General features: G+C 44.1%; 25 protein-coding genes. 18 read left to right on the forward strand and 7 right to left on the reverse strand.

Going from position 1 to position 25,485, the window contains the following annotated elements; genetic code table 11:
* Nucleotides 1-36 precede the first annotated feature (36 nt).
* Nucleotides 37-1,089 (reverse strand): P1 family peptidase, encoded by a 1,053-nt coding sequence (locus ACTHPA_RS05505; RefSeq protein WP_440499155.1) that lies wholly within the window; start codon nt 1,087-1,089, stop codon nt 37-39.
* Between the two features lie 205 nt (nt 1,090-1,294).
* On the opposite strand from ACTHPA_RS05505, the gene ACTHPA_RS05510 reads away from it, so the two are divergent.
* From ACTHPA_RS05510 to ACTHPA_RS05520, 3 genes are read left to right on the forward strand one after another with little or no spacing between them, the layout of a single operon-like run.
* Nucleotides 1,295-1,666, forward strand: coding sequence for an ArsR/SmtB family transcription factor (locus ACTHPA_RS05510; protein ID WP_440499156.1), 372 nt, complete (start codon nt 1,295-1,297; stop codon nt 1,664-1,666).
* On the forward strand, nt 1,647-3,755 hold the full coding sequence (locus ACTHPA_RS05515; RefSeq protein ID WP_440499157.1) for a heavy metal translocating P-type ATPase: 2,109 nt from the start codon (nt 1,647-1,649) through the stop codon (nt 3,753-3,755). Before ACTHPA_RS05510 ends, ACTHPA_RS05515 begins: the two co-directional genes overlap by 20 nt.
* 28 nt (nt 3,756-3,783) lie before the next feature.
* Complete coding sequence (locus ACTHPA_RS05520; protein WP_440499158.1) at nt 3,784-4,890, forward strand: GNAT family N-acetyltransferase; 1,107 nt, start codon at nt 3,784-3,786, stop codon at nt 4,888-4,890.
* Nucleotides 4,891-4,920: 30 nt separating this feature from the next.
* Here the strand turns inward: ACTHPA_RS05520 and ACTHPA_RS05525 are convergent, their stop codons facing one another.
* Entirely contained in the window at nt 4,921-5,076 is a 156-nt protein-coding gene (locus ACTHPA_RS05525; RefSeq protein ID WP_153009923.1) for a lmo0937 family membrane protein, read from the reverse strand.
* A 120-nt stretch (nt 5,077-5,196) separates the two neighbouring features.
* Between ACTHPA_RS05525 and mntR the strand changes: the two genes are divergently transcribed.
* The 5 genes from mntR (at nt 5,197) to ACTHPA_RS05550 (ending at nt 8,612) form a co-directional block, all read left to right on the forward strand.
* A complete protein-coding gene (gene mntR / locus ACTHPA_RS05530; protein ID WP_440499159.1) occupies nt 5,197-5,607 on the forward strand; it encodes a transcriptional regulator MntR in 411 nt (136 codons plus the stop codon).
* A 21-nt stretch (nt 5,608-5,628) separates the two neighbouring features.
* Nucleotides 5,629-6,492, forward strand: coding sequence for a CvfB family protein (locus ACTHPA_RS05535; RefSeq protein WP_440499160.1), 864 nt, complete (start codon nt 5,629-5,631; stop codon nt 6,490-6,492).
* Between the two features lie 60 nt (nt 6,493-6,552).
* Nucleotides 6,553-7,440, forward strand: a complete 888-nt coding sequence (locus ACTHPA_RS05540) for a DUF1002 domain-containing protein (RefSeq protein WP_440499161.1) — start codon at nt 6,553-6,555, stop codon at nt 7,438-7,440.
* 45 nt (nt 7,441-7,485) lie between these two features.
* Nucleotides 7,486-7,767 carry a GNAT family N-acetyltransferase gene (locus ACTHPA_RS05545; protein ID WP_440499162.1) on the forward strand — a complete coding sequence of 94 codons (282 nt, stop codon included), beginning with the start codon at nt 7,486-7,488 and terminating at the stop codon, nt 7,765-7,767.
* Between the two features lie 371 nt (nt 7,768-8,138).
* The gene (locus ACTHPA_RS05550; RefSeq protein ID WP_440499163.1) at nt 8,139-8,612 is read left to right on the forward strand and encodes a DUF4064 domain-containing protein; all 474 of its coding nucleotides are present in this window, start codon (nt 8,139-8,141) and stop codon (nt 8,610-8,612) included.
* A gap of 44 nt (nt 8,613-8,656) precedes the next feature.
* Here ACTHPA_RS05550 and ACTHPA_RS05555 read toward each other — a convergent pair whose 3' ends face one another.
* Entirely contained in the window at nt 8,657-9,154 is a 498-nt protein-coding gene (locus tag ACTHPA_RS05555; protein WP_440499164.1) for an N-acetyltransferase family protein, read from the reverse strand.
* A 287-nt stretch (nt 9,155-9,441) separates the two neighbouring features.
* Here ACTHPA_RS05555 and ACTHPA_RS05560 point away from each other — a divergent pair, with 287 nt between their 5' ends.
* The 3 genes from ACTHPA_RS05560 (at nt 9,442) to ACTHPA_RS05570 (ending at nt 11,202) form a co-directional block, all read left to right on the forward strand.
* Complete coding sequence (locus ACTHPA_RS05560; RefSeq protein ID WP_440499165.1) at nt 9,442-9,786, forward strand: hypothetical protein; 345 nt, start codon at nt 9,442-9,444, stop codon at nt 9,784-9,786.
* A 315-nt stretch (nt 9,787-10,101) separates the two neighbouring features.
* On the forward strand, nt 10,102-10,899 hold the full coding sequence (gene yidC, locus ACTHPA_RS05565) for a membrane protein insertase YidC (RefSeq protein ID WP_440499166.1): 798 nt from the start codon (nt 10,102-10,104) through the stop codon (nt 10,897-10,899).
* A 57-nt stretch (nt 10,900-10,956) separates the two neighbouring features.
* Entirely contained in the window at nt 10,957-11,202 is a 246-nt protein-coding gene (locus ACTHPA_RS05570; RefSeq protein WP_440499167.1) for a hypothetical protein, read from the forward strand.
* 35 nt (nt 11,203-11,237) lie between these two features.
* On the opposite strand, the gene ACTHPA_RS05575 is transcribed toward ACTHPA_RS05570, so the two are convergent.
* Nucleotides 11,238-12,392: an MFS transporter gene (locus tag ACTHPA_RS05575; protein WP_440499168.1), complete on the reverse strand. Its 1,155-nt coding sequence runs from the start codon at nt 12,390-12,392 to the stop codon at nt 11,238-11,240.
* Between the two features lie 138 nt (nt 12,393-12,530).
* On the opposite strand from ACTHPA_RS05575, the gene ACTHPA_RS05580 reads away from it, so the two are divergent.
* Complete coding sequence (locus tag ACTHPA_RS05580; RefSeq protein WP_440499169.1) at nt 12,531-13,496, forward strand: M15 family metallopeptidase; 966 nt, start codon at nt 12,531-12,533, stop codon at nt 13,494-13,496.
* 55 nt (nt 13,497-13,551) lie between these two features.
* On the opposite strand, the gene cls is transcribed toward ACTHPA_RS05580, so the two are convergent.
* Nucleotides 13,552-15,003: a cardiolipin synthase gene (gene cls / locus ACTHPA_RS05585; RefSeq protein ID WP_440499170.1), complete on the reverse strand. Its 1,452-nt coding sequence runs from the start codon at nt 15,001-15,003 to the stop codon at nt 13,552-13,554.
* 277 nt (nt 15,004-15,280) lie between these two features.
* Between cls and ACTHPA_RS05590 the strand changes: the two genes are divergently transcribed.
* Nucleotides 15,281-16,606, forward strand: a complete 1,326-nt coding sequence (locus tag ACTHPA_RS05590; protein ID WP_440499219.1) for an L-cystine transporter — start codon at nt 15,281-15,283, stop codon at nt 16,604-16,606.
* 44 nt (nt 16,607-16,650) lie between these two features.
* Here the strand turns inward: ACTHPA_RS05590 and ACTHPA_RS05595 are convergent, their stop codons facing one another.
* Nucleotides 16,651-17,823 (reverse strand): XRE family transcriptional regulator, encoded by a 1,173-nt coding sequence (locus ACTHPA_RS05595; protein WP_440499171.1) that lies wholly within the window; start codon nt 17,821-17,823, stop codon nt 16,651-16,653.
* Between the two features lie 319 nt (nt 17,824-18,142).
* On the opposite strand from ACTHPA_RS05595, the gene ACTHPA_RS05600 reads away from it, so the two are divergent.
* From ACTHPA_RS05600 to ACTHPA_RS05620, 5 genes are all read left to right on the forward strand, one after another.
* A complete protein-coding gene (locus ACTHPA_RS05600; RefSeq protein WP_440499172.1) occupies nt 18,143-19,444 on the forward strand; it encodes an MFS transporter in 1,302 nt (433 codons plus the stop codon).
* Between the two features lie 16 nt (nt 19,445-19,460).
* A complete protein-coding gene (locus tag ACTHPA_RS05605) occupies nt 19,461-20,732 on the forward strand; it encodes a S41 family peptidase (protein ID WP_440499173.1) in 1,272 nt (423 codons plus the stop codon).
* A gap of 113 nt (nt 20,733-20,845) precedes the next feature.
* Entirely contained in the window at nt 20,846-22,237 is a 1,392-nt protein-coding gene (locus ACTHPA_RS05610; RefSeq protein WP_440499174.1) for a TldD/PmbA family protein, read from the forward strand.
* Nucleotides 22,238-22,240: 3 nt separating this feature from the next.
* Nucleotides 22,241-23,593 (forward strand): TldD/PmbA family protein, encoded by a 1,353-nt coding sequence (locus ACTHPA_RS05615; protein WP_440499175.1) that lies wholly within the window; start codon nt 22,241-22,243, stop codon nt 23,591-23,593.
* 189 nt (nt 23,594-23,782) lie between these two features.
* Nucleotides 23,783-24,040, forward strand: coding sequence for a DUF3923 family protein (locus ACTHPA_RS05620; protein ID WP_440499176.1), 258 nt, complete (start codon nt 23,783-23,785; stop codon nt 24,038-24,040).
* 128 nt (nt 24,041-24,168) lie between these two features.
* Here the strand turns inward: ACTHPA_RS05620 and ACTHPA_RS05625 are convergent, their stop codons facing one another.
* Nucleotides 24,169-25,329: an MFS transporter gene (locus ACTHPA_RS05625; RefSeq protein ID WP_440499177.1), complete on the reverse strand. Its 1,161-nt coding sequence runs from the start codon at nt 25,327-25,329 to the stop codon at nt 24,169-24,171.
* Between the last annotated feature and the right edge of the window lie 156 nt (nt 25,330-25,485).

The raw sequence follows: 25,485 nt of genomic DNA on the forward strand, positions 1-25,485 counted from the left end.
GCACTCACGCTCAAGAATCGCATATCGCCCCCGCGCTCAAGAATCCGCTTGCTCAACAAACGACCATCGCTCCACAGTCCGTCCATGCCTTCCAGTTGTCGTTTTTGCATGCATCAAGGATTGATAAACCGCTTCTTCCGTCGCCTCGATGGCTGCCTGGAAAAGTTTGTTCATCACTTTGGCATCGTCACGCAACAATGTATAAGTTACTGTATCTTCGTCTGCACCCGAATGTGGAATTGTATAAGCGTTAGAGAAAGCAATGATGATGTCTCCGCTGCCGTTATGGATATGAGAGCCTGTTCTACCGAGGCCGATAGAAGCGCGTTTCGCGAGCCGTTTCAATTGCCGGCTGTCAACCGGCGCATTCGTCGCAACGATGATCATGACGGAGCCGTCGGGTTTTTCGCTTTTCATCTCTGCGGAAGAATTCACTTTGTCAGCAGCCGACTTCAATTGTATTTCATTGCGCACAAGCCACTCATCAATCAAGCATTCTTCCGGACTACCGAAGTTTGTCAATGTTAGGACGCCGACTGTGTATGCATCATCTCCATGGGGAACGACTCTTGAAGAGGAGCCGATCCCGCCTTTCTGGCCGAAGCAGATCATCCCTTTCCCTGCACCGACATCGCCTTGCTCGAACTCGCCTCCGCCTGCATTCCGAATTGCTTCGATGGCATGTTCCGGTCTCACTTTCATTGACCGCATCGCATTTAAATAACTGTCATTACATTCGCCTACTACGATATTTAAAGAGCTTGTAGAATCGCCGATTGCGGTATTTTCCTCAAGCATATGACGCAGCGTCCCTTCGAGCACCGCCCCGACGCTGAATGTATTCGTAAGCATGATGGGGGATTCAATGACACCAAGTTCCTCCACTTGAATGAGTCCCGCTGATTTGCCGAAGCCGTTTAAGACGAAGCTCGCTGCAGGCAGTTTTTGCTCAAAGTAGTTTCCACCGTGCGGCAAAATGGCTGTCACACCTGTGCAAGCACTATCTGTATCGGGCTCTTCATATAAAGTCACATGTCCGACTTCTACACCCGGTACATCCGTAATCGCATTCCACTTTCCTCTTTGCATCGTTCCACACTCCTGTTTAACGTATTGATCAATACTCTGTTTCGCAATTTTATAGGAATGACTATCAAATTCCATACTGATGATTAAAACCCTTTATTTTTGAGTGAAATAAACAATCAAATGGTTGTTTGATTATCCTTGCATTCAGAAAAGGGGAAACATATACTGAATTATAATCAAACGATCATTTGAATGAGGTGTCGAAATGAATGTGAAAGATACATGTGATGTGACTGTTGTGCATGAAGATATAGTCAAAAATGTTCAAAAGGGACTGCCTGACGTTGGCGGCATGGTGCGAATTTTCAAAGCGCTGGCGGACGAAACAAGATTAAAAATCGCTTATTCGCTAACGTTGGAAGAGCAAATGTGCGTCTGCGACGTGGCAGCGGTCATCGGCGCATCAAACGCGACGGCTTCCCATCATTTGCGCTATTTGCGGGAGCATAGTCTTGCGAAGTCTGAGCGTAAAGGGAAGATGGTTTATTACTCCCTTGCGGACGCCCATGTATTTGATCTTGTGAAAATAGCCCATGACCATGCAGCGGAAAGGGAGGATGATTCGGATGGCCGCTAAAACAGAGTACAGACTTGAGAATTTATCTTGTGCAAACTGTGCGATGAAATTTGAAAACAATGTGAGGAGCATCCCGTCAGTAACGGAAGCGAACGTCAATTTCGGCGCGGCGAAGCTCTCTTTTGCAGGAGATGCAACGATGGAGGAGCTTCAGGCGGCAGGTGCATTCGATGGCATTCGAGTTGTGCCGTTGACGAAAAAAGAACCTGATCCGAAAATCCCGTTTTTCCGGAGGAAGGAAAATATCGTCACGTTGCTGTCCCTTATTTTCGTTATAGCGGGTATGTATTTCACCTATCGAAACGTCCCTTATCCAGCTGTCGCGACAGGCTTTTTTGCAGCCGCAATCCTGATCGGCGGAACGGGCATGTTCATTACAGGCATCAAAAACCTTGTAAGGCTTGATTTTGACATGAAGACACTGATGACGATTGCAATTATCGGCGCGGCTATCATCGGAGAGTGGCAGGAAGCGGCGGTTGTCGTATTTTTATTCGCAGTGAGTGAAGCTCTAGAAGCGTACTCGATGAATAAAGCGCGTCAATCGATCCGCCAGCTTATGGATATCGCGCCAGCATCCGCGCTAGTAAAACGAAATGGAAGCGTTATGGAGCTGTCGACGGAAGATATCCGAGTCGGCGACGTCCTGCTCGTGAAGCCGGGACAGAAAATTGCAATGGACGGCATCGTTCTGAGCGGTAAATCGACTGTCAATCAGGCAGCGATTACCGGGGAATCAGTTCCTGTATTGAAGCAGGCAGAGAACGAAGTATTTGCAGGCACGTTGAATGAAGAAGGTGCGCTCGAAGTGGCCGTAACGAAACTCGTCGGGGATACGACCATTGCGAAAATCATCCATCTCGTCGAGGATGCGCAAGCGGAGAAAGCACCGTCCCAAAAGTTCGTCGATCGGTTTGCGAAATATTATACGCCGATCATTATTGGCATTGCGATTTTAGTCGCCATCGTTCCGCCTTTATTCGGGGGAGATTGGCATACATGGATTTACCAAGGACTCGCAGTTCTTGTTGTCGGCTGCCCTTGCGCACTCGTAGTTTCCACCCCCGTTGCCATCGTAACGGCGATCGGGAATGCTGCCCGTCAAGGTGTCCTTATTAAAGGCGGCGTCTTTTTGGAGGAGATGGGCCGCATTCATGCAGTCGCATTCGATAAGACAGGCACATTGACGAAAGGATATCCCGAAGTGACGGATTTTATCGCAGAAGATGGAGAGAAGCAATCTATCCTACAAGCAGTCGCTGCAGTAGAATCGATGTCCCAGCATCCTTTGGCAAGAGCGATTGTCGACTTTGCGAAGGAACAAGGAACAGGCGCGGCCGAAATCCAGAACTTCCAGTCGGTCACCGGAAAAGGGGCTTTTGGGGAAGTGAATGGAACGATCGTCCACGTCGGAAGTATGAAGTGGGCGTCCGAACTTGCGGAACTTCCTGCAGAAATGAAAAAACGCGCGGAAGGCTTGCAAAAGGCCGGGAAATCCGTAATGGCGGTTGTTGTTGATCGTGCGTTCAAAGCGTTAATTGCGGTGACAGATCCATTAAGGGAGGAAAGTGCTGCTGTATTACGTCAATTAAAAGATGTCGGAATCCGGCATACAGTCATGTTGACGGGAGACGATGTAAGGACGGCCGAAGCGATTGCGAAACTAGCAGGCGTGACAGATGTGCGTGCAGGACTCATGCCTGAAGACAAGTTGACGGCTGTTAAAGGATTGATCGGTCAATACGACAGAGTTGCAATGGTCGGCGACGGCATCAACGACGCGCCAGCGCTTGCTGCGTCTTCAATCGGAATTGCGATGGGCGGTGCAGGGACGGACGCTGCTCTCGAAACGGCGGATGTCGCTTTAATGGCGGATGATCTTCGTCAATTGCCATATACAATGAAATTAAGCCGAAAAACGTTGCAGATTATTAAAGAAAATATTATGTTTGCATTAGGCTTAAAAATTGTAGCGCTGCTTTTGATCATCCCAGGATGGTTGACTTTATGGATTGCAATCTTCGCAGATATGGGTGCGACGTTGCTTGTCGTGTTAAATTCATTGAGGTTGATGCGGATCCATAAGTAATGTACGCAGCCCGAACGGGGGAATGAAAATGAAATTGCGAGAATGGACGATGGAAGAACAGGAACAGCTCATCCATTTTTTAACGACGAATACGTGGCCGTTTCATGGAAATGCACATCCGGAACGTGAATTGATAGAAAAAACGATAGAAGATGGCGGATATGAATCGGATGAAGTAAAGACGTTCTGGGTGCAAAACGATGAAGATGTCATCGTAGGTATCGTGAAAATCCATGATTTACAGGATGAAATTCCGTTATTCGATTTGCGGATTGCGGATCGTTATAGAGGATTCGGGTATGGACCAAAAGCGCTCCGCCTCATTACGGAGTTCGTCTTCGGAATGCCGGAGGAAAAAATCCGTTTGGAAGGCCATACGCGACAAGATAATTTAGCGATGCGAAAAACGTTTGAGCGCGCAGGGTTTGTTAAGGAAGCCCAATTGCGCAAAGCATGGTTTTCCCCGAAAGAGAATTCGTATTATGACGCTGTTACGTACGGGATGACAAGGGAAGACTTTTTAGCAGGCACAACAACGCCTGTCATGTGGGAAGATGCAAGCTATGGAGAAAAACCGAAAAAGCGAATTCCAAATGTCCCGACTGAAATCGAGTCGGAGCGGCTTATTATCCGGATGCCTGAAGTGGAGGATGCTCTTGACGTGTGGAATGCAATCCGTAATTCACAGCCTGCCTTAAAGGAATGGATGCCATTTGCGCAAAAGGCACCGGAACTTCATACGACGGAAGAAAATTTGCGACAGGCGATTGCGGATTTCATTACGCGGAAGGACTTGCGGCTGCATATGTTTTCAAAAGAAACCGGCGAGTTTGTTGGTTCGACTGGACTTCACCGCATTGACTGGGCAGTTCCGAAGTTTGAAATCGGTTATTGGCTCGACACGAAATTTGAAGGGCGAGGGCTTATGACGGAAGCTGTTGAGCGTTTGACTGTTTTTGCATTTGACGAGCTGGGCGCCCGAAGAGTGGAAATAAGATGTGATGAGGAAAATGTAAAAAGCCGTTCTGTCGCTGAACGGGCAGGATTTGAGCTTGAAGGGACGTTAAAATGCGATTCCCTTTCAGTGGATGGAAAGCAATTACGAAATACGTGCATATATGCGAAAATAAAATAAGAAAGGGTGCCCACGATAGGCACCCTTTCTTTAAACTGATCGTCTGCCGGTCAACAGCTGGATGACGAATATAATTCCTGCGATGACTAATAGTAGGTGGATAAGTCCGCCTCCAACCTTCATGACAAATCCAAGCAGCCAGAAGGCAATTAATGCTACGATAATAATCCAAAGTATTTTACCCATTATTTTCACTCCTTCGAAGTGGTATAGTGAATTTACCCGTAAGTTGTAAAATGTAAACTGCCTTGCATGCATGATTCATGATCAATTGGGCAGGGAATGTACATACTGGAGGTGGAACGATTGGCAACGCCAAGTATGGAAGATTATATCGAACAAATTTATTTACAACTTGAGGCGAGGGGAGAGGCCCGTGTCTCCGATGTGGCAGAAGCGCTTTCGGTATTACCTTCCTCTGTTACGAAAATGGCACAGCGGCTTGACCGTGAAGGGTATGTCGTTTATGAGCGATATAGAGGGCTGGAACTGACGGAAAAAGGTTTGGCGTTCGGAAAGAAGCTCGTCAGAAGACATGATCTTCTTGAACAGTTTCTTAGGATCATCGGTGTGGAAGAGAAGAACATCTATCAAGATGTTGAAGGGATTGAGCACCACTTAAGCTGGAATGCGATGGACCGGATTACGGATCTCGTGGAAGCGATGAGTGAGGACGAGGATTTCGTACGAAAATTGAAAGAACGGCAAAGCTTCTAAATGGAAGAGGGATTAGATGAAATGACAGAACACAAACCAGGGTATATTGCCCAACTGACCGTAATTGGCCAAGAAGGATCCAGATGGATTTTGGATGGCGGCGAACAAGAACAAAGGATTATGATCAATGCATCGGAATTCGATTCCCCGATCAAAGAGGGAGACGACGTTGAAGTTTTCCTTTACATGAACAGGAGAGGCGAACTAACAGCGACTGCAAATATTCCGAAGATGACGTGCGAATCATTCGGGTGGGGGAGAGTCATCCGGATCGATGAAAAGGAAGGCGCTTTTGTAGATATCGGTTCCTCATTTGAAGTACTTGTGAATAAAGCGGACTTGCCAAGAGTAAAAGCGTTATGGCCGAAGACGGACGATGAGCTGTTCATGACATTGCGCACCGATCTTGGCGGCAATATTTTCGGGCGTCTTGCGACAGAGGAGAGAGTGCTGGAATTGATTGCAGATGCACCTGAAACGACTTTCAATAAAAACTTGAAAGCGCGGGCATACCGTCTTTTGCCGGTAGGTTCCTTCTTTTTAAGCATTCCCGAAACATACCGTATTTTTGTCCATCATACAGAGCGATTGCAGGAGCCGCGTTTAGGAGAAGAAGTGGACGTCCGGATTATTGATGTGCGTGAAGATGGCACGTTGAACGGCTCGTTGCTTCCGAGGAAGGAAGAGCGTCTCGGTGATGATGCAGAAACTGTATACCGATATTTGACGGAAGTCGGCGGAAAGATGCCGTTTTCCGATAAGTCGACTCCGGATGAAATAAGTGAGATGTTCGGCATGAGTAAAGGCGCGTTCAAACGGGCGCTCGGCAAGTTGATGAAGGAAGGGAAAATCACGCAAAGTGAAGGCTGGACAACCTTGAAATAAAAGCTGGAACCTTTTTCAATTGCGCAACGTACTACTTCATAGTACTGGAGGGGAATACTTATGAAGAAATTATTGATGGCAGCGAGCGCATTGCTGCTTGTCGTTGGTGGAATGCTGCCGATGAATGCAAAAGCCGATACGGCCATTGATGAAAAATTAGGTGTGCCCATTGTCGTGTTAGGGGCAAACTTGACGGACGCGGAAAAAGAAAGTGTTAAAAAGAGCTTGAACGTTGAAGAGAATGCGGAAGTCGACGAAATTACGGTCGACGGAAATGATCTTGTGAAATATATTAAAGATGGAAATAGCCAGGCAAGAATGTATTCATCCGCTAAAATTACAAGGCAGGATGAAGGAAAAGGCCTCGTCATCAAAATTGTAACACCTGACAATATTACGCAAGTGACGAACGAAATGTATGCAACAGCGATGCTAACTGCAGGAATTGAGGATGCAATTGTTGAAGTTGCCGCTCCAAAGCCGGTGACAGGACATTCCGCATTAGTCGGGATTTATAAGGCGTATGAAGTATCCGGTGAAACACTCGATACCGAGCGGACGGATGTTGCGAATGACGAGTTGAATTTGGCGACGAAGTTTGCGAAGGATTCGGGCATCGATCAAGACAAAGTGGCAGAGCTTCTAACGGAAATTAAGAAGGCGATCGCTGATAACAAGCCAGCGACGAAGGAAGAAGTCGAGAAAATTGTAAATGATCAATTGTCGAAGCTGAATATCGAGCTGAACGAGGCCGACCGGCAAATGCTGATTGACTTAATGGACCGCATCCGGAACTTGGACATCGATTTTGGTAAATTGTCCGAGCAATTATCCGATATGGCGGCGACGATAAAAGAGAAGTTCGGCGAAATCGACCCGGGCTTTTGGGATAAAGTGAAACAGTTCTTTGAAGATCTTTTTGAATCGATCAAGTCTTGGTTCAAGTGATACATGCATGCAATATGATAGAATATTGTAAAAGGAGAGGATCACATGGAATTTGAATTTGTAGAGCTTGGCGGAGATGCCTTCGCATTCCGTAACGAAAAGGACGGGAAGATGCAAGCTGAAATCACATGGACGCTTCTCGGGGATGTCATGGTCATGGATCACACGTATGTGTCCGAAGAATTACGCGGCGGAGGCGTGGCGAAGCAACTGCTTGACCGCGCTGCAGATTACGCCCGTGAAAAAGGTTATAAAATGGAAGCCGTATGCTCCTTCGTCGTCTCGGCATTCGAGCGACTTAAGGATTACGACGATGTAAAGGCATAATCCCAAACCGAAGTCTAGACGATGAAAACAAAAAAAGGCAATCCTTCGATCATCAAAGGGTTGCCTTTTATTTATAATACCAATGAATTAAAGTCCCCATGCCATTGTAACGAAATAGACGATGCCAGTTAGGACAGATGCGCCTGCGACGGTGTAAAGCATGTCCGTCGAGGTGAACATTAGTTTTTTCCCCATATTTCATGCTCTCCTTTCGCTCCCTGTTGTAAATCCTTCATAGGAACATAGTACCCGAAATTAGTAATTCCAAAACTTCCCTTGTGAAAAGAATATAAGTGATATGAAACTTATTGTTTTATCTCTCGTATACTTGTTATGATTAAAAAAACTAGTAGAAGGAAAGGGTGCTTTACTTGAATCGTACAGCAGAAAAGGTATTATCAATCATTGCAGTCATAATGACTACAATTGGAGTAGTTTTTGGATTTTTAGGGATGGCGTTAATTAACTTAATGAAAAATGATCCGACATTCAAGCAGGAGTTCGAAATGGAAATGATGGCTGACCCAGCAATGACACAAGCTGATATGGACGCTATTTATTCAGTGTTTAGCGTCATGGGGGGGTTCATATGGCTAATCATCATCGGAATGATTATCAGTGTCGTATTGAATATTGTTGGGATCGTTAACATCTGGAAAAATAAAAATGCTAAGCTTGCAGGAATTATGTTCATTATCGCGGGTGTTCTTGGCGGGATTGTTTCGCTGCCTTCCATCTTGCTATATGTCGCAGCAATCCTTTGCTTTACGAAAAAGCCTACATTGCTGGATGATGTGCAACACGGAGATCAGTCGTATGACGGCGATGGAATGAGACCATTGTAAATATAAAAAGACGCTTTCCCACATCGGGAAAGCGTCTTTCGTTCTTATACGAGCACGGGCTCATGAATATAGTAAACATACTGAGCTGTTTCAACGGGATATCCTTCGAAATACTCCTCGAAGACTTCCAGCAATTCAAATCCTTGTTTTTCATAAAATGCACGACCGGCAGTATTTCGGCTATCTACGTAAACGAAAAGCTGTTTGGCGTTGCCAAGCATGTTGAGTGTTGAATCGAAAAGTTTTTTGCCATAGCCTGTATGTTGATAGGCTGGTAGGATATACATGGCAGTCAATTCTGAATCACCATCTTCGTCTTCCCTCGTAAAGTTGAGAAAACCTATCGGAGTCCCTTTATCACATTCAGCGACTAGCACATGTGTTTTTTCCATCCGTTTCATCATCATGGCATCGGAATAGTTGCTATTGAGAAATGCCGTCTGAATGTTTTCAGGAATGATCCCCGCATATGTATCATTCCACGTAATGTGGGCGATTTGTTGTATATAACTAATGTCTTCGGTAGTCATCGGTCTGATCATGACGAGTCACCTCCGCAATCCTTTTCGTTATCATAACAAAAATAAGGTCAATAAACTATGCTTGTAATCATAATGAAATATAAAAAAGTAAATTATCTAAAAAGTGAATATAATTAGTGAGGAATCAACTGAATTATTTGAAATGCAATTAGCTATGTGAGATGCTACTATCGAGGAAGATGCCCTGAATATCGAAATTGATTTCAGCTGCCTGAGAGTTTTCAAAATCGAGATAAGGGTATACTGCAAGTATAATACGATTTTTATAATAATGGAGGAATGATATTATGGCACGTAAAGGCGGAAATGGATTGCTTCTTGCTACGTTGGCAGCAGGTGCATACGCATATTTTAGTAAAAAGGAAAACCGGGACAAAGCTATGGTCGCGGTAAATAATATGAAAACAAAAGTTGATTCCTTTATACAATCGCAAAAATTGAACCGTTCCGATGATACGAAAGCCGGTCATTCGGATCCATACGATTTGCAAGATAATAAAATGGTGAGTGAAGGTGCACAAACAAGTGTCCATTACTATAACCAAGAAGTGGAAGATAAGTCCAAGGAGTCAGAAGTGGACGGTCTATACCATAAAAAAGAAGATCCAAGCCAAGCTCCACAAAACCAATAATAAAGTGAAACTTCACTCAGGGGGATCCTCCACTGAGTGTTAGTTGAACCAATCGTGCATTTTCTGGCAGTTGAACTCCCGCTAAAGTGGGAGTTTTACCGCCAGTTAATGCGGGACAAACTCGCTTCCGTTACGGAGGCGTTTTTTCTTTATTAGGATAAAATAGGATTGAAGCGAAAGGCGGAGACTCCCGCGGAAAGCACCTGCCTGTAGCGGAAATCCATTTAAATACTTACAAATAACGAACATTGATTGTAATTGCACAGTGAATTGATGTATACTTTTCAGTAGTTTGAAATAGTGAAGGTGAATTTATTGAAAAAGAAAATTGGTTTATTCACGATATTGATAACCGCTGCCGTTTTCTTGAGTGGTTGTTCCGGAGTCCAAAATAAAGAAGGAACGTTCTATAATATTTTCGTAAAGCCAATGGAATGGCTTCTTCATTATCTTGGTGAGACATTCAATGGGAGCTATGGGTTGGCAATCATTGTCATTACCGTTGCGATCCGTCTTGTGTTAATGCCGCTTATGTTGAAAAACTATAAGTCGCAGCAGGAAATGAAAGTAAAAATGGATGCTCTCCGTCCTGAAATGGAAGATATCCAAAAGCGTCTGAAAGCAGCGAAAGAAAAGGAAGATAAAGAAGAACAGATGAAACTTCAACAGGAAATGATGGGCTTGTATTCCAAGCACGGCGTCAATCCGTTGAACATGGGCTGTCTTCCGTTGATCATCCAAATGCCGATTATCATGGGTCTTTACTTTGCAATTCTTTACGCGCCGCCAGAAGTAAAGGAACATCAATTCCTATGGTTCAATTTGGGCGAGCCGGATAAAATTATGATGCTAGTTGCAGGTGCGGTCTATTTCGTCCAAGCCCGAGTGTCATTGTGGACGATGCCAGAGCAGCAAAAGCAACAGATGAAGCTGTTCATTTATATGTCACCGATTATGATCATGTTCATTTCATTCACAGTGATGGCGGCACTTCCGCTCTACTGGGCGGTCGGTGGGCTATTGCTTATATTCCAAACGTATTTGGGCCGGAAGTTTTATTATAAGGAAGTACAACCGGTCCCTGCTACGGATACGGAGAAAAAGAAAGATTGAACAAAGGCATACGAGAGGCTGGAGAGCAATCTCCGGCCTTTTTTGGAGGGATTTAACATGACGCAAAAGAAAGTGGGCATTGTCGCAATAGTTTTGTTAGGAATTGTGACTTTGTTTTTCGTCGTCAGAGGGAAATTAGATTTTGCGATTCTAACGATGATGGCTCTTTTTACGTTGACAAACGCATCGAGAGCAAAGTCGTTTAAGGAACAAGGATATGATAGAGAGTCCAAGTGGATGCGCTACCTATCCATCCTCTTCGCTATTGCATTCGTTGTCGTGTTATTACTCATTATTTTGTAAAAAAATAGACCCCCTTATGAAGGGGGACGTGTATATCAATAAGCTAATCGTTTACGAGTTACAAGTACAATAATGATAGCGGGTATTGAGCAGACGGTCATTCCTAAAAAAGCGGTTCCCGGTGAGATCTCATATAGATATCCGGCTGGGAACGTCAGGATCGCCGTGCTCAAACTCATTGCGAATGCGGCGTAAACCCCTTGCGCCGCAGCAATCTGCGAATTTGGAAGTTTTTTTGAAATATATTGGATGAATGCATAATGGGCAATGCCGAAAGATGCGGCATGCAAAACTTGCGTCGCGATAAAAACGATGGCGGTCGGGAAGAGAAAGACGAGCACCCATCGCAAAGTAGATCCGATTGCTGCAATCAGGAACATCGTTGAGATTCGAACGTCAGATAACAAGCGATCCGCTTTTGTGAAAAAAAGAATTTCAAATAAAATGGCGACATTCAAAATAATGCCGATATAAAACCCGTTGACATCCAAGTCATCGAGGAACAGGAAGCCGTAATTATAGTAAGATGCATGGGCGCCTTGCAAGAGGATAGCGAGTACCATGACGACTTGAAAGCCTTTTGTTGCAAATAACGTCTTCAATCCTATTTTTTGATTGCGAGAATCCTTTCGAACGGGCATGCTCTGTAAGGCGGCAGGCGCTGGACGGGAGTAGAAGATGGCTGCAAATGCGAGCCCGGCGATCATCATATATAGAATCGCTTTCTCAGTCCACAACGCTGTAGCGGCGCCGACGAGCAACAGTGCGATTGTATACCCGATCGAGCCGAACGAACGGCTTTTGCCATAATGGACATGCTCCTTTTGCATAAGGACGGACGCCCCGCTTTCGACAGCCGGCAAAATAATCGGATAAACGGCGCTGAACAAAACTGTAATAATAAATAATGCTATGAACGGCGAGTTGGGAATGTAGAGAATGGCAAGGAGCAATGACAATACAGTCATCCACTTCATGACACGTACATACGACATCCTTTCCGTCAAATACGGAAAGACGAGGAACGTTGAAAACGAACGGGCAATCATTCCGGCACCCATGACGATGCTTGCATCCTTTACAGTCAATCCTTTTTCAATCGTCAACCAGCCTGTCCAATAGGGAAGAAAAATGCCCCATGTAAAGAAAAACGTTAAAAAGCTTATCGAAAGCCACCGTTGATTATTCATAGATTACTCCTCGCGATCATTCATTTACACTTTAGCAAATAAATGATAGCATACACGGATTGGAAAGAACATCGTCATATGGCGATTTACTCATATTTGAAATAAGAGATACCTAGAATAGAAGGAAGGCCAACTAAGATGAATCAGAAACGAAAGTATAAAAGTCGGAAGAAATCCAACAAGACATTGACAATAACACTGCTTCTGACTGGCTTGATCATGACTGCAATTGTTGTGTGGATCGGTATGAACGGTTGGGATGTAAATAAAACATTGAGACAAGCCGGCGTCGGCGAAAAGCAAGCGCCACCTGTTGAAGAGCAAGTAATAGAGGAAGACACAAGCGAACCGGAAACGAATGAGGAAGTGGTTGAAGTGCCGGAAGAGGAAACACCGGTAGTCGAGGAGAAGCCTGTTGAAGAAGAAGAACTGCCTGCGGAAAAAGAAGAGACGGAAACAAAGGAGCAGGAGAAAAATGTGACTCCTGCAAAACCCGCTCCGAAAAAAGAAGAGAAGCCGAAAGTGACGAATCCGCCGGCAACCCCGAACAAAAGTGGCTATGTCGACGGTCAAAAGCTGCCTGCTGAACCGACAGTCATTGACGGGATCCTCATCGCGAATAAAAAACATCCTTTGCCGAGCACGTACGCACCTGGTGAAAGCAAAGAAGCCCGGGCTGCATTCGACGAGATGGCGGCTGAGGCTAAATTGTCAGGCATCAACTTGACGGCGTTCAGTACATATCGTTCGTTTGAGTACCAAACGTCGCTCTACGACCGGTACGTAAGCAAGGATGGTGTGGAGAAAGCGGACCGCTATAGTGCACGACCGGGCTATTCCGAGCACCAAACAGGTCTCGCGTTTGATATTGGAGAAGTGAATTACGAAAAGTATTGGGCTTCCAATAAATTTGCAGAAACGGAAGCTGGGAAATGGGTAGCGGCAAATGCGTACCGCTATGGTTTTATCCTCCGTTACCCGGAAGGCAAAGAGCACATTACAGGGTATATGCATGAATCGTGGCATTTCCGTTATGTCGGCAAAAGTCTCGCCGAAGAAATCTTTAAACGCAATATAACGTTAGAAGAATATCTTGGTTTATAATGAAAAAATCCTCCTCCATCCTATTACAGATGGAGGAGGATTTTTCTTTGTTTCGTTACAAAATAGGTGATAGTAATCGCGAAACGGATTCTTTAATTTTGATCCAACGTGTCCGATTCATATACATTTCATATGTCAGCTCTGTTGATAATTGCATATCCTGCTCGAATAGTTCGGCAAGTTCGTGGGACTTTTCGCGGTCATAAATAAATGCATTAATTTCAAAATTGAGCTTGAAGCTCCGTACGTCGATATTTGCAGTTCCGACGGTGGACAACTCGTCATCAACAACAATCTGCTTAGAATGAATGAATCCATTTTCGTAAATATACACCTTTGCGCCCGCTCTTAATAGCTTTCCGACGTTGGAATACGTCGCCCAGTAGACAAACATATGGTCAGGCTTATTCGGGATCATAATGCGCACATCGACTCCCGATAGACACGCAATCCGCAGAGCGTCAAGGAAGCTGACATCCGGGATGAAGTACGGCGTCTGGATATAAATATACTCCTTCGCCAGAAAAATCATTTTCAAATAGCCATCTTTAATCTGCTCCCACTCTGCGTCGGGACCGCTCGATACGATTTGCAGTCCTACCGATCCCTTTCGCGGAATTGCGGGGAAGTAGCGCTCGGCGTATTCGATATCTTCCATCTCGGCTGCTTGGTTCCAGTCAAGGATGAACCTTGTTTGTAGAGGGTGGATTGCGCTTCCTTCGATGCGAAGATGCGTATCGCGCCAATAGCCGAATCGTTTATTCAGCCCTAAATACTCATCACCGACATTGAAGCCGCCGACATACCCGACGCGCCCGTCAATGACAACGATTTTCCGGTGATTCCGGTAGTTAAGCCGAGGATTGATGAGTGGAAGGAGGGCAGGAAAGAACGCGGCCACTTCGCCTCCGCAATCGATCAACTCCTTTAAATGGTTGACGCGGAGTCCACGTGAACCGATATCGTCAAACAAGACGCGCACTTTGACGCCTTGCTTCGCCTTTTTGATCAAGACTTCCAATATCCGCTTCCCTAATGAGTCCAATCGTAAAATATAATATTGAAAATGGATATGGTCTTTCGCATTTTCAAGATCTTTCAGCAGGGCATCGAATTTTGCAACCCCGTCATTAAAAACCTGAACGTCATTATCTTGCGTTAAAACGGCGTGGTTATTGCGAAGATGTAGGTAAATCTTATCTTTGTAATGTGCGGTGTCATCCAGTCTGAAATCGAATGTCCCTTCTTCGATCGATTCGATTTGGTAATCGATCAATGTTTCAATTCCGATTCGGTTTTTTCCTTCCCATCTGAATAAATGCTTTTTCCGCAGCTTTCTTCCGAATAATAAATAGATGATAAAGCCGAATAATGGTACGAAGAAGAGGACGAGAATCCACGCCCACGTTGCGGTAGGATCTCTTCGTTCAAGGAAAATCAGCGCAATCGCAAGGAAGATGTTCAATATGAAAATGGATGTTACCGTAATCGTGATTAAACCGGCCATATAAGCCCTCCTTTAGTGACTGCTCATTATTAGTATACCGAAAACCAACCGAAAAAGAAGGGAATAACAACCACAAGTGGATACTATTGTAGTTTACACTCCACTTGTTGGAGAAGATTATAAGAAAGAGAGTTAATCCTACTTGACTGATATGATTTAAGGGTATATAGTCTATTATAGTTTTTTATTTATTCCTGAAGGGGGAAAAGAAGTGAATACAGTTTTATTACTTATAAATATAGTAGCGCTCTTGCTTTTAATAGGACTTCTATATACTATGCATCGGAAAAACGTTTCGTTTTCCAAAAGGGTTTTTACTGGGTTAGGACTTGGAATCCTATTCGGTTTCATCTTGAACATTGCTTACGGAGCCGACTCGGAAATACTGGCGAAATCGGTAAGCTGGTTTAACATTGTAGGGACAGGCTACGTTAAGCTGCTTCAAATGATTGTCGTTCCACTCGTTTTCATATCGATTCTTGGCGCATTCACGAAAGTGACAATCGGCAAGAACTTCGGAAAGATGGCGGGAATGATTTTAGGGATTCTCGTTGGGACAACTGCAATTGCTGCGGCGATCGGTATTTCAGCATCACTGTTGTTTGGCCTGGACGCTTCAGAAATTGTCCATGGCGATGCGGAAATTGAGCGCGGTGTCTCCATGGAAGAGCGTTCTGCGGAAATGGCTGGAAAAGCATTGCCGGATCAAATTCTCGACCTATTGCCAGCAAATCCGTTCCTAGACTTTACTGGCGCACGTCCGACATCAACGATTGGTGTCGTTATCTTCGCGGCGTTTCTTGGATTTGCCTATTTGGCATTAACGAGACGGGATGAAGAAAATGCAAGCCTAGTGAAGAAAGGGATTGACGCTCTTTATTCATTGATCATGGGTGTTGTACGGATTGTGTTGCGTTTGACGCCTTACGGAATTTTGGCGATCATCGCAAGGACTGTTGCAACGTCTGACTTTGCGGCAATTTATAGCTTAGGGAAATTTGTCCTTGCTTCGTATGCCGCTTTAATTGTCATGTATCTCATCCATTTGATCATCATTACGATTTCTGGACTGAATCCGATTACTTACGTCAAGAAGACAGCAGAAACGCTGCTGTTCGCTTTCTCGTCAAGATCGAGTGCGGGTACTTTACCACTTAACATCAAAACACAAACCGATCGTCTCGGTGTTCCAGATGGGGTTGCAAACTTTGCAGGCTCTTTCGGATTGTCGATCGGACAAAACGGTTGTGCTGGCGTGTATCCAGCGATGCTTGCTGTCATGATTGCACCGACTGTCGGCCAAAATCCATTGGAACCGACATTCCTGCTTACGTTGATTGCGATTGTGGCGATTAGTTCATTCGGAGTTGCTGGAGTCGGCGGGGGAGCTACATTCGCGGCAATACTTGTACTGTCTGCCTTGAATCTCCCGGTTGCATTGGCAGGTTTGTTGATTTCGGTAGAGCCGCTTATCGATATGGGCCGGACGGCATTAAACGTAAGTGGTTCGATGACTGCAGGTGTAGCCACTGCACGTATTAATGGCGAGTTGGATAAGGAAGTCTTTAACGGTCCAATTGAGCAACAATCAATTGAAGCATAATAGTAAAATGCCGAGGAAGCATATGTGCGCTTCTTCGGCATTTTTTATTTTTCGTGTAGCAGTTCATAAGTTTCCATAATGAAATCTTTATAAGGCGTGCGTGGCATATTGGACACATTCTTCACGGCAATTTCAATTGAACGGTGAGCTTCCGCTTTTTCCCCTAATTCTAAATGGCAAAGCGCGGCATATGCATCTTTTTCGAAAAAGATGGATAGATCGAATGGATGGTGGATATAGTCTGCAATCACCACTTTTTCAAAGCATGAAAGTGCCTCTTCATATCTTTTTATTCCATACAGTGCCTTTCCTTTTTCCACATAAGCATAGGCAGTGTATGAATTGGAGAGGTGGAGTTCATCGTAATAAGCGTCTAAAAGATGCGATGCCTCCTGATATGCTTTCTTGTAGGAAGTTAAATAATGGACACTCGCAAATTTAGTAAAAAGAACCGAATCTTCATCATCCGCAAACTCCCCATAGAGTAACAATTTTCGCTCGTAATACTCCATCGATTTTGTGTCTCTATTCATCATCGCATGAAAGGTCGCCAAGCGGTAAAGATGATCAATCCGATAAAAGACCTGTTTTTCCTTTGAGAATTCAACCCCTTCATTCATGACTCGAATTGCATCTTCCGAGTTACCAACTGCATAGTGCAGAACTGCTTCCAAATAATCAAAATCGAGACGTGTCAGGGGATCGATAAATCCATTTCTCGCTTCGATTTCGAATCGCTTTTCCAACAAAATTGAAAGGGCACTATTATAATCATGTTCATTGAACTTTACCATCGCAGGAAAAATTCCGACAGTTGCAAGGTGGCGCGTAATATTCAATTTATCGTAAATGTCCGCAGCTTTTTCTAAATACGCCATCCAACCGTCTTCTTTTTCATAATAAAGAGCGCGGCCGTAGATGTCATATAGTCTCGCAGCCTCGTAGCTTTGTGTCAATTTCTCAATATACGGCTCTATTAAAGCGAGAACCTGCTCATGTTCATCCGTTAGTTCATCAAAATCCACCCTTAAAAGTTGCTCAGCAGTTTTCAAAACATCCCGCAATTCCTGTGGATTCGTTTCTTCTAATAGCTCGGACGTTTCAACACCAAGCCGCTCAGCGATATACGATAGACTCTCCATCGAGGGATTCGCTTTATTATTCTCAATTAAACTGAGCATTCCTTTTGTCAGCTGCTCTCCCGCCAGTGCTTCCAATGTTAATTTTCGTTGTTTACGCAGCTTCCTAATACGTTCTCCTAATGTATTCAGCAGGAACACCTCCAATTATGTTTTGTATTTATATGAAAAACACATGTGTCTATCATTGTTTAATGATGAATGAGAACTCTTTGGTCGTAAATGAGAACTCATACACCAATAATGATTCATTTATCCCCGTTACACTTCACAAACAACCGTCATATTATAACTCTGTGAGTATTGTTTAATTATATTAAACTTTTGCTTGAAATGGAAGAGGGAGCATGATATTATTTGTTTAACTAAATTAAACTTATTGAATGGAGTGACTATTTTGAGTGAAGTGATAAAATTAAAGAGGGCGACGTATCATCTGTGGACGTTTACTATCAGTAAGCTGATTTCGTCATTCGGCGCGCAAGTGTATGCGTTTGCCATAAGTTTTTACATTTTACAACTGACAGGATCTGCAACCAGCTTTGCGACGAATCTGATTTGCAGCATTTTGCCGCGTACACTCATGGCGCCGTTTGCCGGTTATGTCGCGGATCGATATTCGAGGAAGACAATCGTCATAACTGCGCAGATTGCAACGACTTTAGCGATTGGCGGCCTTCTTACGGTCAGTCTTACTTTAGGGATTTCACTTCTCGCAATTTATGCAACTACAGCTGTTTTGGCTATCACTTCCACTTTTTCTGGTGTGACATTCAGTTCATCGATAACAGGACTGGTTGATGAAGCACGTATTCAAAAGGCGATGTCACTAAATCAAATGTCAATCTCCTTTGCTGCAATCGGCAGTCCGGCAATTGCTGGAGTGCTATATGGCACAGTCCCAATGCCTGTGTTCCTTATTATTTACATGACAGCTTCAATGATTGCAGTCCTTCTTGAATCTACGATGAATTTTAAGCTGTTTGCAAAAAGGAAAGAAGTCGTAGAAGGGGCGCCGAAAGAATCGATGCTGCAAAGTATGAAAGCAGGTTTTTCCTACTTGAAACTTCAGCCTGTGCTCATGGCAATCATTTGGATTTCGCTGTTTATCAACTTCTTATTCGGTGCATTCATGGTTGGCCACTCTTTCATCCTCATCGAAAAGTTGAAAATGGCACCGGAGCATTTTGGTCTAATTGATGGAGCATTAGCCGTTGGGATGTTGCTCATGTCGCTGTACTTATCAATGCGAAAAGAAGTGAAATTCCCTCTTTTAGTTGGAAAGCGAGGCATCATCGGAATGGCTTTTCTTATGAGCGGAGTAGCATTACCGCTTATCATTTCCCTGCCATATTCATTGATGTTCGCCTATTATGCAACGCTTTTGTTCGGTTTCGGATTGACTCAAATAATTGTCAATACACCATTGATGGTTATGATGCAAAAGACGATCGACGACGATTACAAAGGTCGTGTCTTTTCCATTCTCGAAACGATGGCAATGGCACTGATGCCTCTAGGAATGGTTTTATACGGGTTTCTGTACGATGTATTACCGGCACCGTGGATCCTGATTGTCTCTAGTCTGTTACTAATCGGGGTTGTCCTCGTATTGGCTAGGCCATCTGTTGTACGAATGGCGCATCCGGAATTAGATAAAACCAACATTGTAAAACCTGAAATTGTGCAAGAACAATAGAATGGGGGCAAAAGGAATGGAAAAGATCTTTAAGGAAATTGTGGATATTATGCATAACGATTATGCGGGTTGTCAGGATAAGCAAGGTTGTGACAGACCGGAGCATTTCCTCCGAATGATTAAAGGGAATGACCAGCTAACGAAAAAGGAATTCAAGGGGATTGTTGAAGATTACTTGTTAGATTTCAACGATCAACATATTCATTTCGTTATGGAAAGTGAAGGAAGTGAAACGCTGAAAAATCGTGGTTTCAAAGTACGCCGCTATGAAGAACGACTTTACGTTACGGAAGTGGATTCGGAGGAGCGTCTTCGGCCAGGAATGAGTTTTGTTTCGTTGGGGGGTAAAAGCATCCCTGAATTGAAAGAGCTGCATCATGCACGGTTGAATGAAAACCATCCAGAGCGGGAAAATTGGACGCCTTTACTGATGCTATACCCAGAAGGTGAAGTGGCAGACGAGAGTGGAAAGCGGACATTCACATTCGGCTCCTATGATAAAAAAACCTATGTTCCAACGTACACCGTAGAGAAAAGAGATGACGTGGTTTTCATTACGATGACCGACTTTGCAAACCCGGACGCCATTGTGGAAATGGTCGAGGGCAATAAAGAGCTCCTTGAAACTATGGATAAATGGATTATCGATGTACGCGTGAACTATGGGGGATCTGATTCCAGCATTTATCCATTACTGCCTTATTTGATGCCTGAAGAGGGCGTGGAACTTGCGGATTCTACTGGCGATAAAATGCTGTTCAATTGCACGGAAGCAAGTGCGGATCGTGTATTGCCTGAATTAAAAGAAATGCTCGAGGGAATAGATGATGAGCAAGCACGTCACGTACTGTCTGTTTTTAAGCGTGAATGGGAGCGCAACAGAGGAAAAGGCTTCGTCGAATTTAATTTTGGCGACATGGTCAGTGATACTTTCCTTATTGGAACGAAACACCCCTCGCAAATCATCGTATTGACGGATGTTTATTGTGGTAGTTCAGGAGATTCATTCGTGGAACTCGTGAAGAAATCTAATAAAGTGACGGTTATGGGCAGAGCGACGATGGGACTGAATGATTACGCAAACTTGGTGAGCATGAAGTGGGATGAAGGGTTTGAGCTAATGTACCCGTCATCGAGGCTTTCTCGAATTGATAAAGGGGAAGGGATGACTGGCATTGGCATCACACCGCATATCCACATCCCTTGGTCACCTGATCATATTGAAGTGGACGTTGACGTAAAGAAGGCCTTTGAGCTCTTATTACGAAACAATGCAGTGATAAATTGACGGTACTTCTTTGTAATGGTTAGGCATTTTGCATGATGGAATGAAACTATTTTCAAAATGTGCCGTATATTTATATGTTTAATTAACAGAAAAGTAGGAACAGGGGGAAGATTATGCTGAACAAAGCGCTTATTGAAGATGTGTTGCAAGCTGCACTTGAAACGGGCGGCGATTTCTCGGAAGTGTTTGTTGAGGATCGGTACACAAACCATATGGTCCTTCAAAATTCCCGATTGGAGAAGAATTTATCCGGACGCGATTTTGGCGTTGGGATTCGTGTATTTCATGGGCTGCAAAGCGTCTATGCTTACACGAATGATTTCTCAAGGGATGGACTTTTGAAAGCAGCTCGTACAGCTGCGAAAGCTATCCAAGGGAAAGAAGATGGAAAAACGACAATTATCCCGCTCCTTAAGGAAACGGCTCCGTTGCTCCATCCGATAAAAATCATGCCAACTGAAGCAGCGAAATCGCAAAAACTTGCTGTTATGCGAAATGCGAATGATATTATCAGAAACTACGATCCGGAAATCGTGCAAGCAATCATTAACTTGATTGACGAGGAGCAAAACGTGCTCATTGCCAATTCTGAAGGAAAGTTTGTGGAGGATCAACGCGTAAGAAGCCGAATGTCTATGGTATCGATCGCTTCAAATGGAGCGGATATGCAGACAGGTTTTTATGGTCCTGGCGCGTATCAAGGTTTTGAGTTTATTGAAAACCTTGATCTTAACCATTATGCGAAGGAATCTGCTCGGATTGCCAAAACGATGCTCCATGCTGATCCGGCTCCTAGCGGGAAGTTTCCTGTCATTATCGACAATGAATTCGGCGGCGTCATTTTCCATGAGGCTTGCGGCCATAGTCTTGAAGCGACATCAGTAGCAAAAAATGCTTCTGTTTTTGCGAATAAATTGGGCGAGAAAGTAGCGTCAGACCTTGTTACATACATTGACGACGGGACGCTAGAAAACGAATGGGGCTCACTCAATATTGATGATGAAGGGGAAAAATCCCGTAAAAATGTACTCATTGAGGACGGCATTTTGAAGGGATACATGATCGATAAGTTGAACGGCAGGCGGATGGGAATGGAGTCTACAGGCTCCAGCCGCAGGCAGTCGTACAGATTCGCTCCGACATCCCGGATGACGAATACGTATATCGCTCCTGGAAAATCCACTCCTGAAGAGATTATTGCGGATACAGAATTCGGCATTTACGCAAAATACATGGGTGGTGGTTCCGTCAATCCTGGAACCGGAGATTTCAACTTTGCCATCAATGAAGCGTACTTGGTCAAGAATGGCAAAATCGAGAAGCCGATCCGAGGAGCTACTTTGATCGGAAATGGAGCGAAAACAATTTTGAATATCGATCGCGTTGGCAATAATTTAGGCCACGGCGCAGGAATGTGCGGCGCATCCAGTGGCAGTTTGCCAGTGAACGTCGGGCAGCCGATGGTACGTGTCAGTGAAATTACAGTCGGTGGAAAGGAGGCGTAACAAATGAGCGTTGAACAATTGAAAGAGCGGCTGTTTGCTGAAGGTGAGAAATTGGGGTTTACCGATCTAGAACTATATTATGAGAAAAAAGAAAGTCTTACGATTGGTTTATATGAAGGTGAAGTGGATAAATACGACTTCTCCGATGTTCAAGGGGCATCTATCAGGGGGATGCATAATGGGAAAACCGGTTACGCCTTTACTGAAAAATTTGATGAGGATTCGGTTGCATTCTTGCTGAAGAATGCAGTAGAAAATGCGGAACTGATCGAAAATGAACCGGAAGAGTTATTTACGCAAAAAGCCGAGTATGAAGAAATCCAGTTTTACAGTCCAGAATTGGATACCGTTAAGCCGGAAGATATGATTCTATTTTTGCAGAAAGTGGAGAAGAAAATTCTATCATCTGATCCGCGGGTAAAGAAGGTCACTACATCCCAAATGCAGAACCAGAAATTTGAAAAAGGCCTTTTCCACGATAAAGGGTTGGAGCTTAAGGAAGCGAATAACTTTTTACTATTTTATGTATCCATTCTCGTGCAGGAAAAAGACGAATTGAAATCTGGATTTGTTTTTAGAATCAGTAAAGATTTTAATGAACTGGATATAGACGAAATCGTAAAAGAGGTCGTGGAACAAGGTGTTAGCATGTTAGGGGAAAGGAATTATCCTAATAAAAATTACCCTGTAGTATTGAAAAACGAGGCAGCTGCTTCTCTTTTGTCGACATTCACATCCTCTTTCTCGGCCGAAGCTGTACAAGATAACCGATCCCGCCTGAAAGGCAAAGTAGGCGAGAAGATTGCGGCGGCTCATGTGAATCTGATTGATAACCCATTTCTGCCCGCGGGGATTCAAAGTGCGACATTCGATTCTGAAGGAGTTCCGACGCGAAAGCTTAACATTGTGGAGGAGGGGAACTTACAAACCTACTTCCATAACTTGAAGACTGCGAAAAAAGATGGAGTGGAGACGACAGGTCATGCATATCGCAGTTCCTATAAGGGTTCTGTCGAAGTGAGCCCGTCTAATTTCTATATTGAACCTGCCTATCAAACGTATGAGCAGCTTTACGCAGGGTTTGAGGAAGGTATTGTCATTACTGATTTAGCTGGGTTGCATTCCGGTGCAGACCCGATTTCAGGTGACTTTTCATTGGCAGCAAACGGATATTTTGTAAAGGACGGCAAAATAGTCGGGCCGACGAAGCAAATGACTGTAGCGGGGAACTTCTTTGAAGTACTCCAAGACATTGAGGGTATTGGCAGTGACCTAGTCTTCTCGCCGATGAGCTTTAGCGGGTACATCGGTTCTCCATCGTTGAAAATTAAGGGTTTGGCGGTTACAGTGGATTAACAAATGATTGGAAGTAAATAAGACAGGGCACGGCATATTGCACGATAAATATGTTGTGTCTCTTTTTTTGCTACCGAGTTTTATACGCCTCAAGACTTAGCTTAAATTATATCTCAGGTCCATTACCGTGAATTCGCCTTTGCTGTACAATGAATTCAGTAATTATGTGAATTGTTAGGATGTGAGAATATGAAAAAAAGATGGCTTTTTTGGTGGGTTGCTAACGCTTTTTGGATTGTCGTTTTAGCAGTAGGTTCAGCTTTTGTTTGGCTGAGGGAAGTTGATGGTGCAGGTGTTATTCAGACGCCTGAAGCAAAATTAGTAGCATTTATAGTTTTATTAATCGCATTTATAATTCCGGTTATACTTCAAGTTGTATGGCTAATTGTTAATCTTGTAATCACTAGTAATAAAAAAATAGAATATCATAATGAATTATCGAGTTAAAGTATCATGCGTATTCTGAGAGTAAGAATCGACTTTTGCAAATGGGGACGCGAAAAAGTGAATAGTCAAGGGCATGCCATATTGTTTGTAACCAACAAGGAATGCCCTTAACTTTATGTCTACTTCAATTACGCTGAACGCAATGTCTTCGAAGATTTGCGATACATGAAAATGAAGACAATCGAAATGACAGCAAGTGCTGCGGAAATATAGTAGATTTCGCCTGTCATCCTTGTGAATAGCCATGTGAATAAAAGTGGTCCGATGATGCGTCCCATATTGTCCATCGAATACGTCATACCTGCAGCTGTCCCATATTTGCCGCCAGATTCCTTCGAAGTCAATGAAACAAGTACCGTACGGGCGAGTGCGTTCCCTGCCGTAAAGACGCTGAGCGCAACACCCGCCCAGAAAAGGCTCCCTGTGAAAGGAATCAAAATAAGTCCAACAGCCGTAACGATTTGGCCGCCTAAAATCCACTTCGTCTCCGAACCATTTTTTACCCGGCGGACGACTCCGCCTTGAATAGCCGCATCAACAAATCCGCTTGCCATGAATAAATAACCGACTTGCTGCGGTGTGATTTCAATCGCAGATATTTGGAACAATTGGAATGTCGATTCGATTCCTGCCAAGATCAATGTCACCATGAAGGAAAGCAAGAATAAGTTCCGGATCCTGTATTGCCAGAGCATAGCACCGCCTTTCGGTAACAATGCGCGCTTATTGGCCTCGCCGAGACGTTCCGGCTCTTTCAATATCGCGCCAGCATAGATGACCAATAACAGGGTCAGAATGCCGGACCCGATGAACGGTAGTTGCAAACTGTAATGACCTAGTACGCCTCCGATTGCTGGTCCGAAAATGAACCCGAGCCCGATTGACATACCGAGCAAGCCCATATACTTATTCCGATTTTCCTCCGTCGTCATATCTCCGACAAATCCGGTAACTGCCGTATACAATGCCCCAGAGAAAATCCCTCCAACAACACGTGAAAGATACATCATCGTAAGACTCTCAGTGAAGAACCCGAATAGGAAGAAGCTTAAGCTAAAGCCGATAAGTCCGACGATGATCAGTTTTTTACGTCCTGTGCGATCGGATAATGAACCCCAAAGCGGGGCAGTGAAGAACGATGCGAGAGAATAAACCGTCAACAATCCTCCGACATGTATTTCAGACAGATTTTGTTGCACGATCACTTCTGGCAAAATGGGAATGATAATGCCGAATCCGAGATATACAAAAAATTGTACAGACATAAGTAGTAGAATTGATTTTTTCATAAATGAACCCGCTTTCAATTGACATCAATATGACTATTTTACTCTGCCTTTCACATAGTGACAAAGGAAAAGGCATTGCGTGCGAATAAATCATCTCCTGCTCACTCATTTTTGTCTCGCCTGTTGCATAAAAGAGAAAGTCGGCCGGAAAGCAGC

It is taken from the genome of Sporosarcina sp. SAFN-015 (assembly GCF_051966875.1).
Classification (GTDB): Bacteria; Bacillota; Bacilli; order Bacillales_A; family Planococcaceae; genus Sporosarcina.

Coding starts and splice junctions, on each gene's coding strand:
- ACTHPA_RS05560 (WP_440499165.1), top strand. CDS start 9,442: ATGGCACGTAAAGGCGGAAATGGATTGCTTCTTGCTACGTTGGCAGCA.
- ACTHPA_RS05540 (WP_440499161.1), top strand. CDS start 6,553: ATGAAGAAATTATTGATGGCAGCGAGCGCATTGCTGCTTGTCGTTGGT.
- ACTHPA_RS05620 (WP_440499176.1), top strand. CDS start 23,783: ATGAAAAAAAGATGGCTTTTTTGGTGGGTTGCTAACGCTTTTTGGATT.
- ACTHPA_RS05625 (WP_440499177.1), bottom strand. CDS start 25,329: ATGAAAAAATCAATTCTACTACTTATGTCTGTACAATTTTTTGTATAT.
- ACTHPA_RS05510 (WP_440499156.1), top strand. CDS start 1,295: ATGAATGTGAAAGATACATGTGATGTGACTGTTGTGCATGAAGATATA.
- ACTHPA_RS05520 (WP_440499158.1), top strand. CDS start 3,784: ATGAAATTGCGAGAATGGACGATGGAAGAACAGGAACAGCTCATCCAT.
- ACTHPA_RS05610 (WP_440499174.1), top strand. CDS start 20,846: ATGCTGAACAAAGCGCTTATTGAAGATGTGTTGCAAGCTGCACTTGAA.
- ACTHPA_RS05605 (WP_440499173.1), top strand. CDS start 19,461: ATGGAAAAGATCTTTAAGGAAATTGTGGATATTATGCATAACGATTAT.
- ACTHPA_RS05590 (WP_440499219.1), top strand. CDS start 15,281: ATGCATCGGAAAAACGTTTCGTTTTCCAAAAGGGTTTTTACTGGGTTA.
- ACTHPA_RS05580 (WP_440499169.1), top strand. CDS start 12,531: ATGAATCAGAAACGAAAGTATAAAAGTCGGAAGAAATCCAACAAGACA.
- ACTHPA_RS05505 (WP_440499155.1), bottom strand. CDS start 1,089: ATGCAAAGAGGAAAGTGGAATGCGATTACGGATGTACCGGGTGTAGAA.
- ACTHPA_RS05570 (WP_440499167.1), top strand. CDS start 10,957: ATGACGCAAAAGAAAGTGGGCATTGTCGCAATAGTTTTGTTAGGAATT.
- ACTHPA_RS05545 (WP_440499162.1), top strand. CDS start 7,486: ATGGAATTTGAATTTGTAGAGCTTGGCGGAGATGCCTTCGCATTCCGT.
- ACTHPA_RS05515 (WP_440499157.1), top strand. CDS start 1,647: ATGATTCGGATGGCCGCTAAAACAGAGTACAGACTTGAGAATTTATCT.
- ACTHPA_RS05575 (WP_440499168.1), bottom strand. CDS start 12,392: ATGAATAATCAACGGTGGCTTTCGATAAGCTTTTTAACGTTTTTCTTT.
- ACTHPA_RS05525 (WP_153009923.1), bottom strand. CDS start 5,076: ATGGGTAAAATACTTTGGATTATTATCGTAGCATTAATTGCCTTCTGG.
- ACTHPA_RS05615 (WP_440499175.1), top strand. CDS start 22,241: ATGAGCGTTGAACAATTGAAAGAGCGGCTGTTTGCTGAAGGTGAGAAA.
- cls (WP_440499170.1), bottom strand. CDS start 15,003: ATGGCCGGTTTAATCACGATTACGGTAACATCCATTTTCATATTGAAC.
- ACTHPA_RS05555 (WP_440499164.1), bottom strand. CDS start 9,154: ATGATCAGACCGATGACTACCGAAGACATTAGTTATATACAACAAATC.
- ACTHPA_RS05535 (WP_440499160.1), top strand. CDS start 5,629: ATGACAGAACACAAACCAGGGTATATTGCCCAACTGACCGTAATTGGC.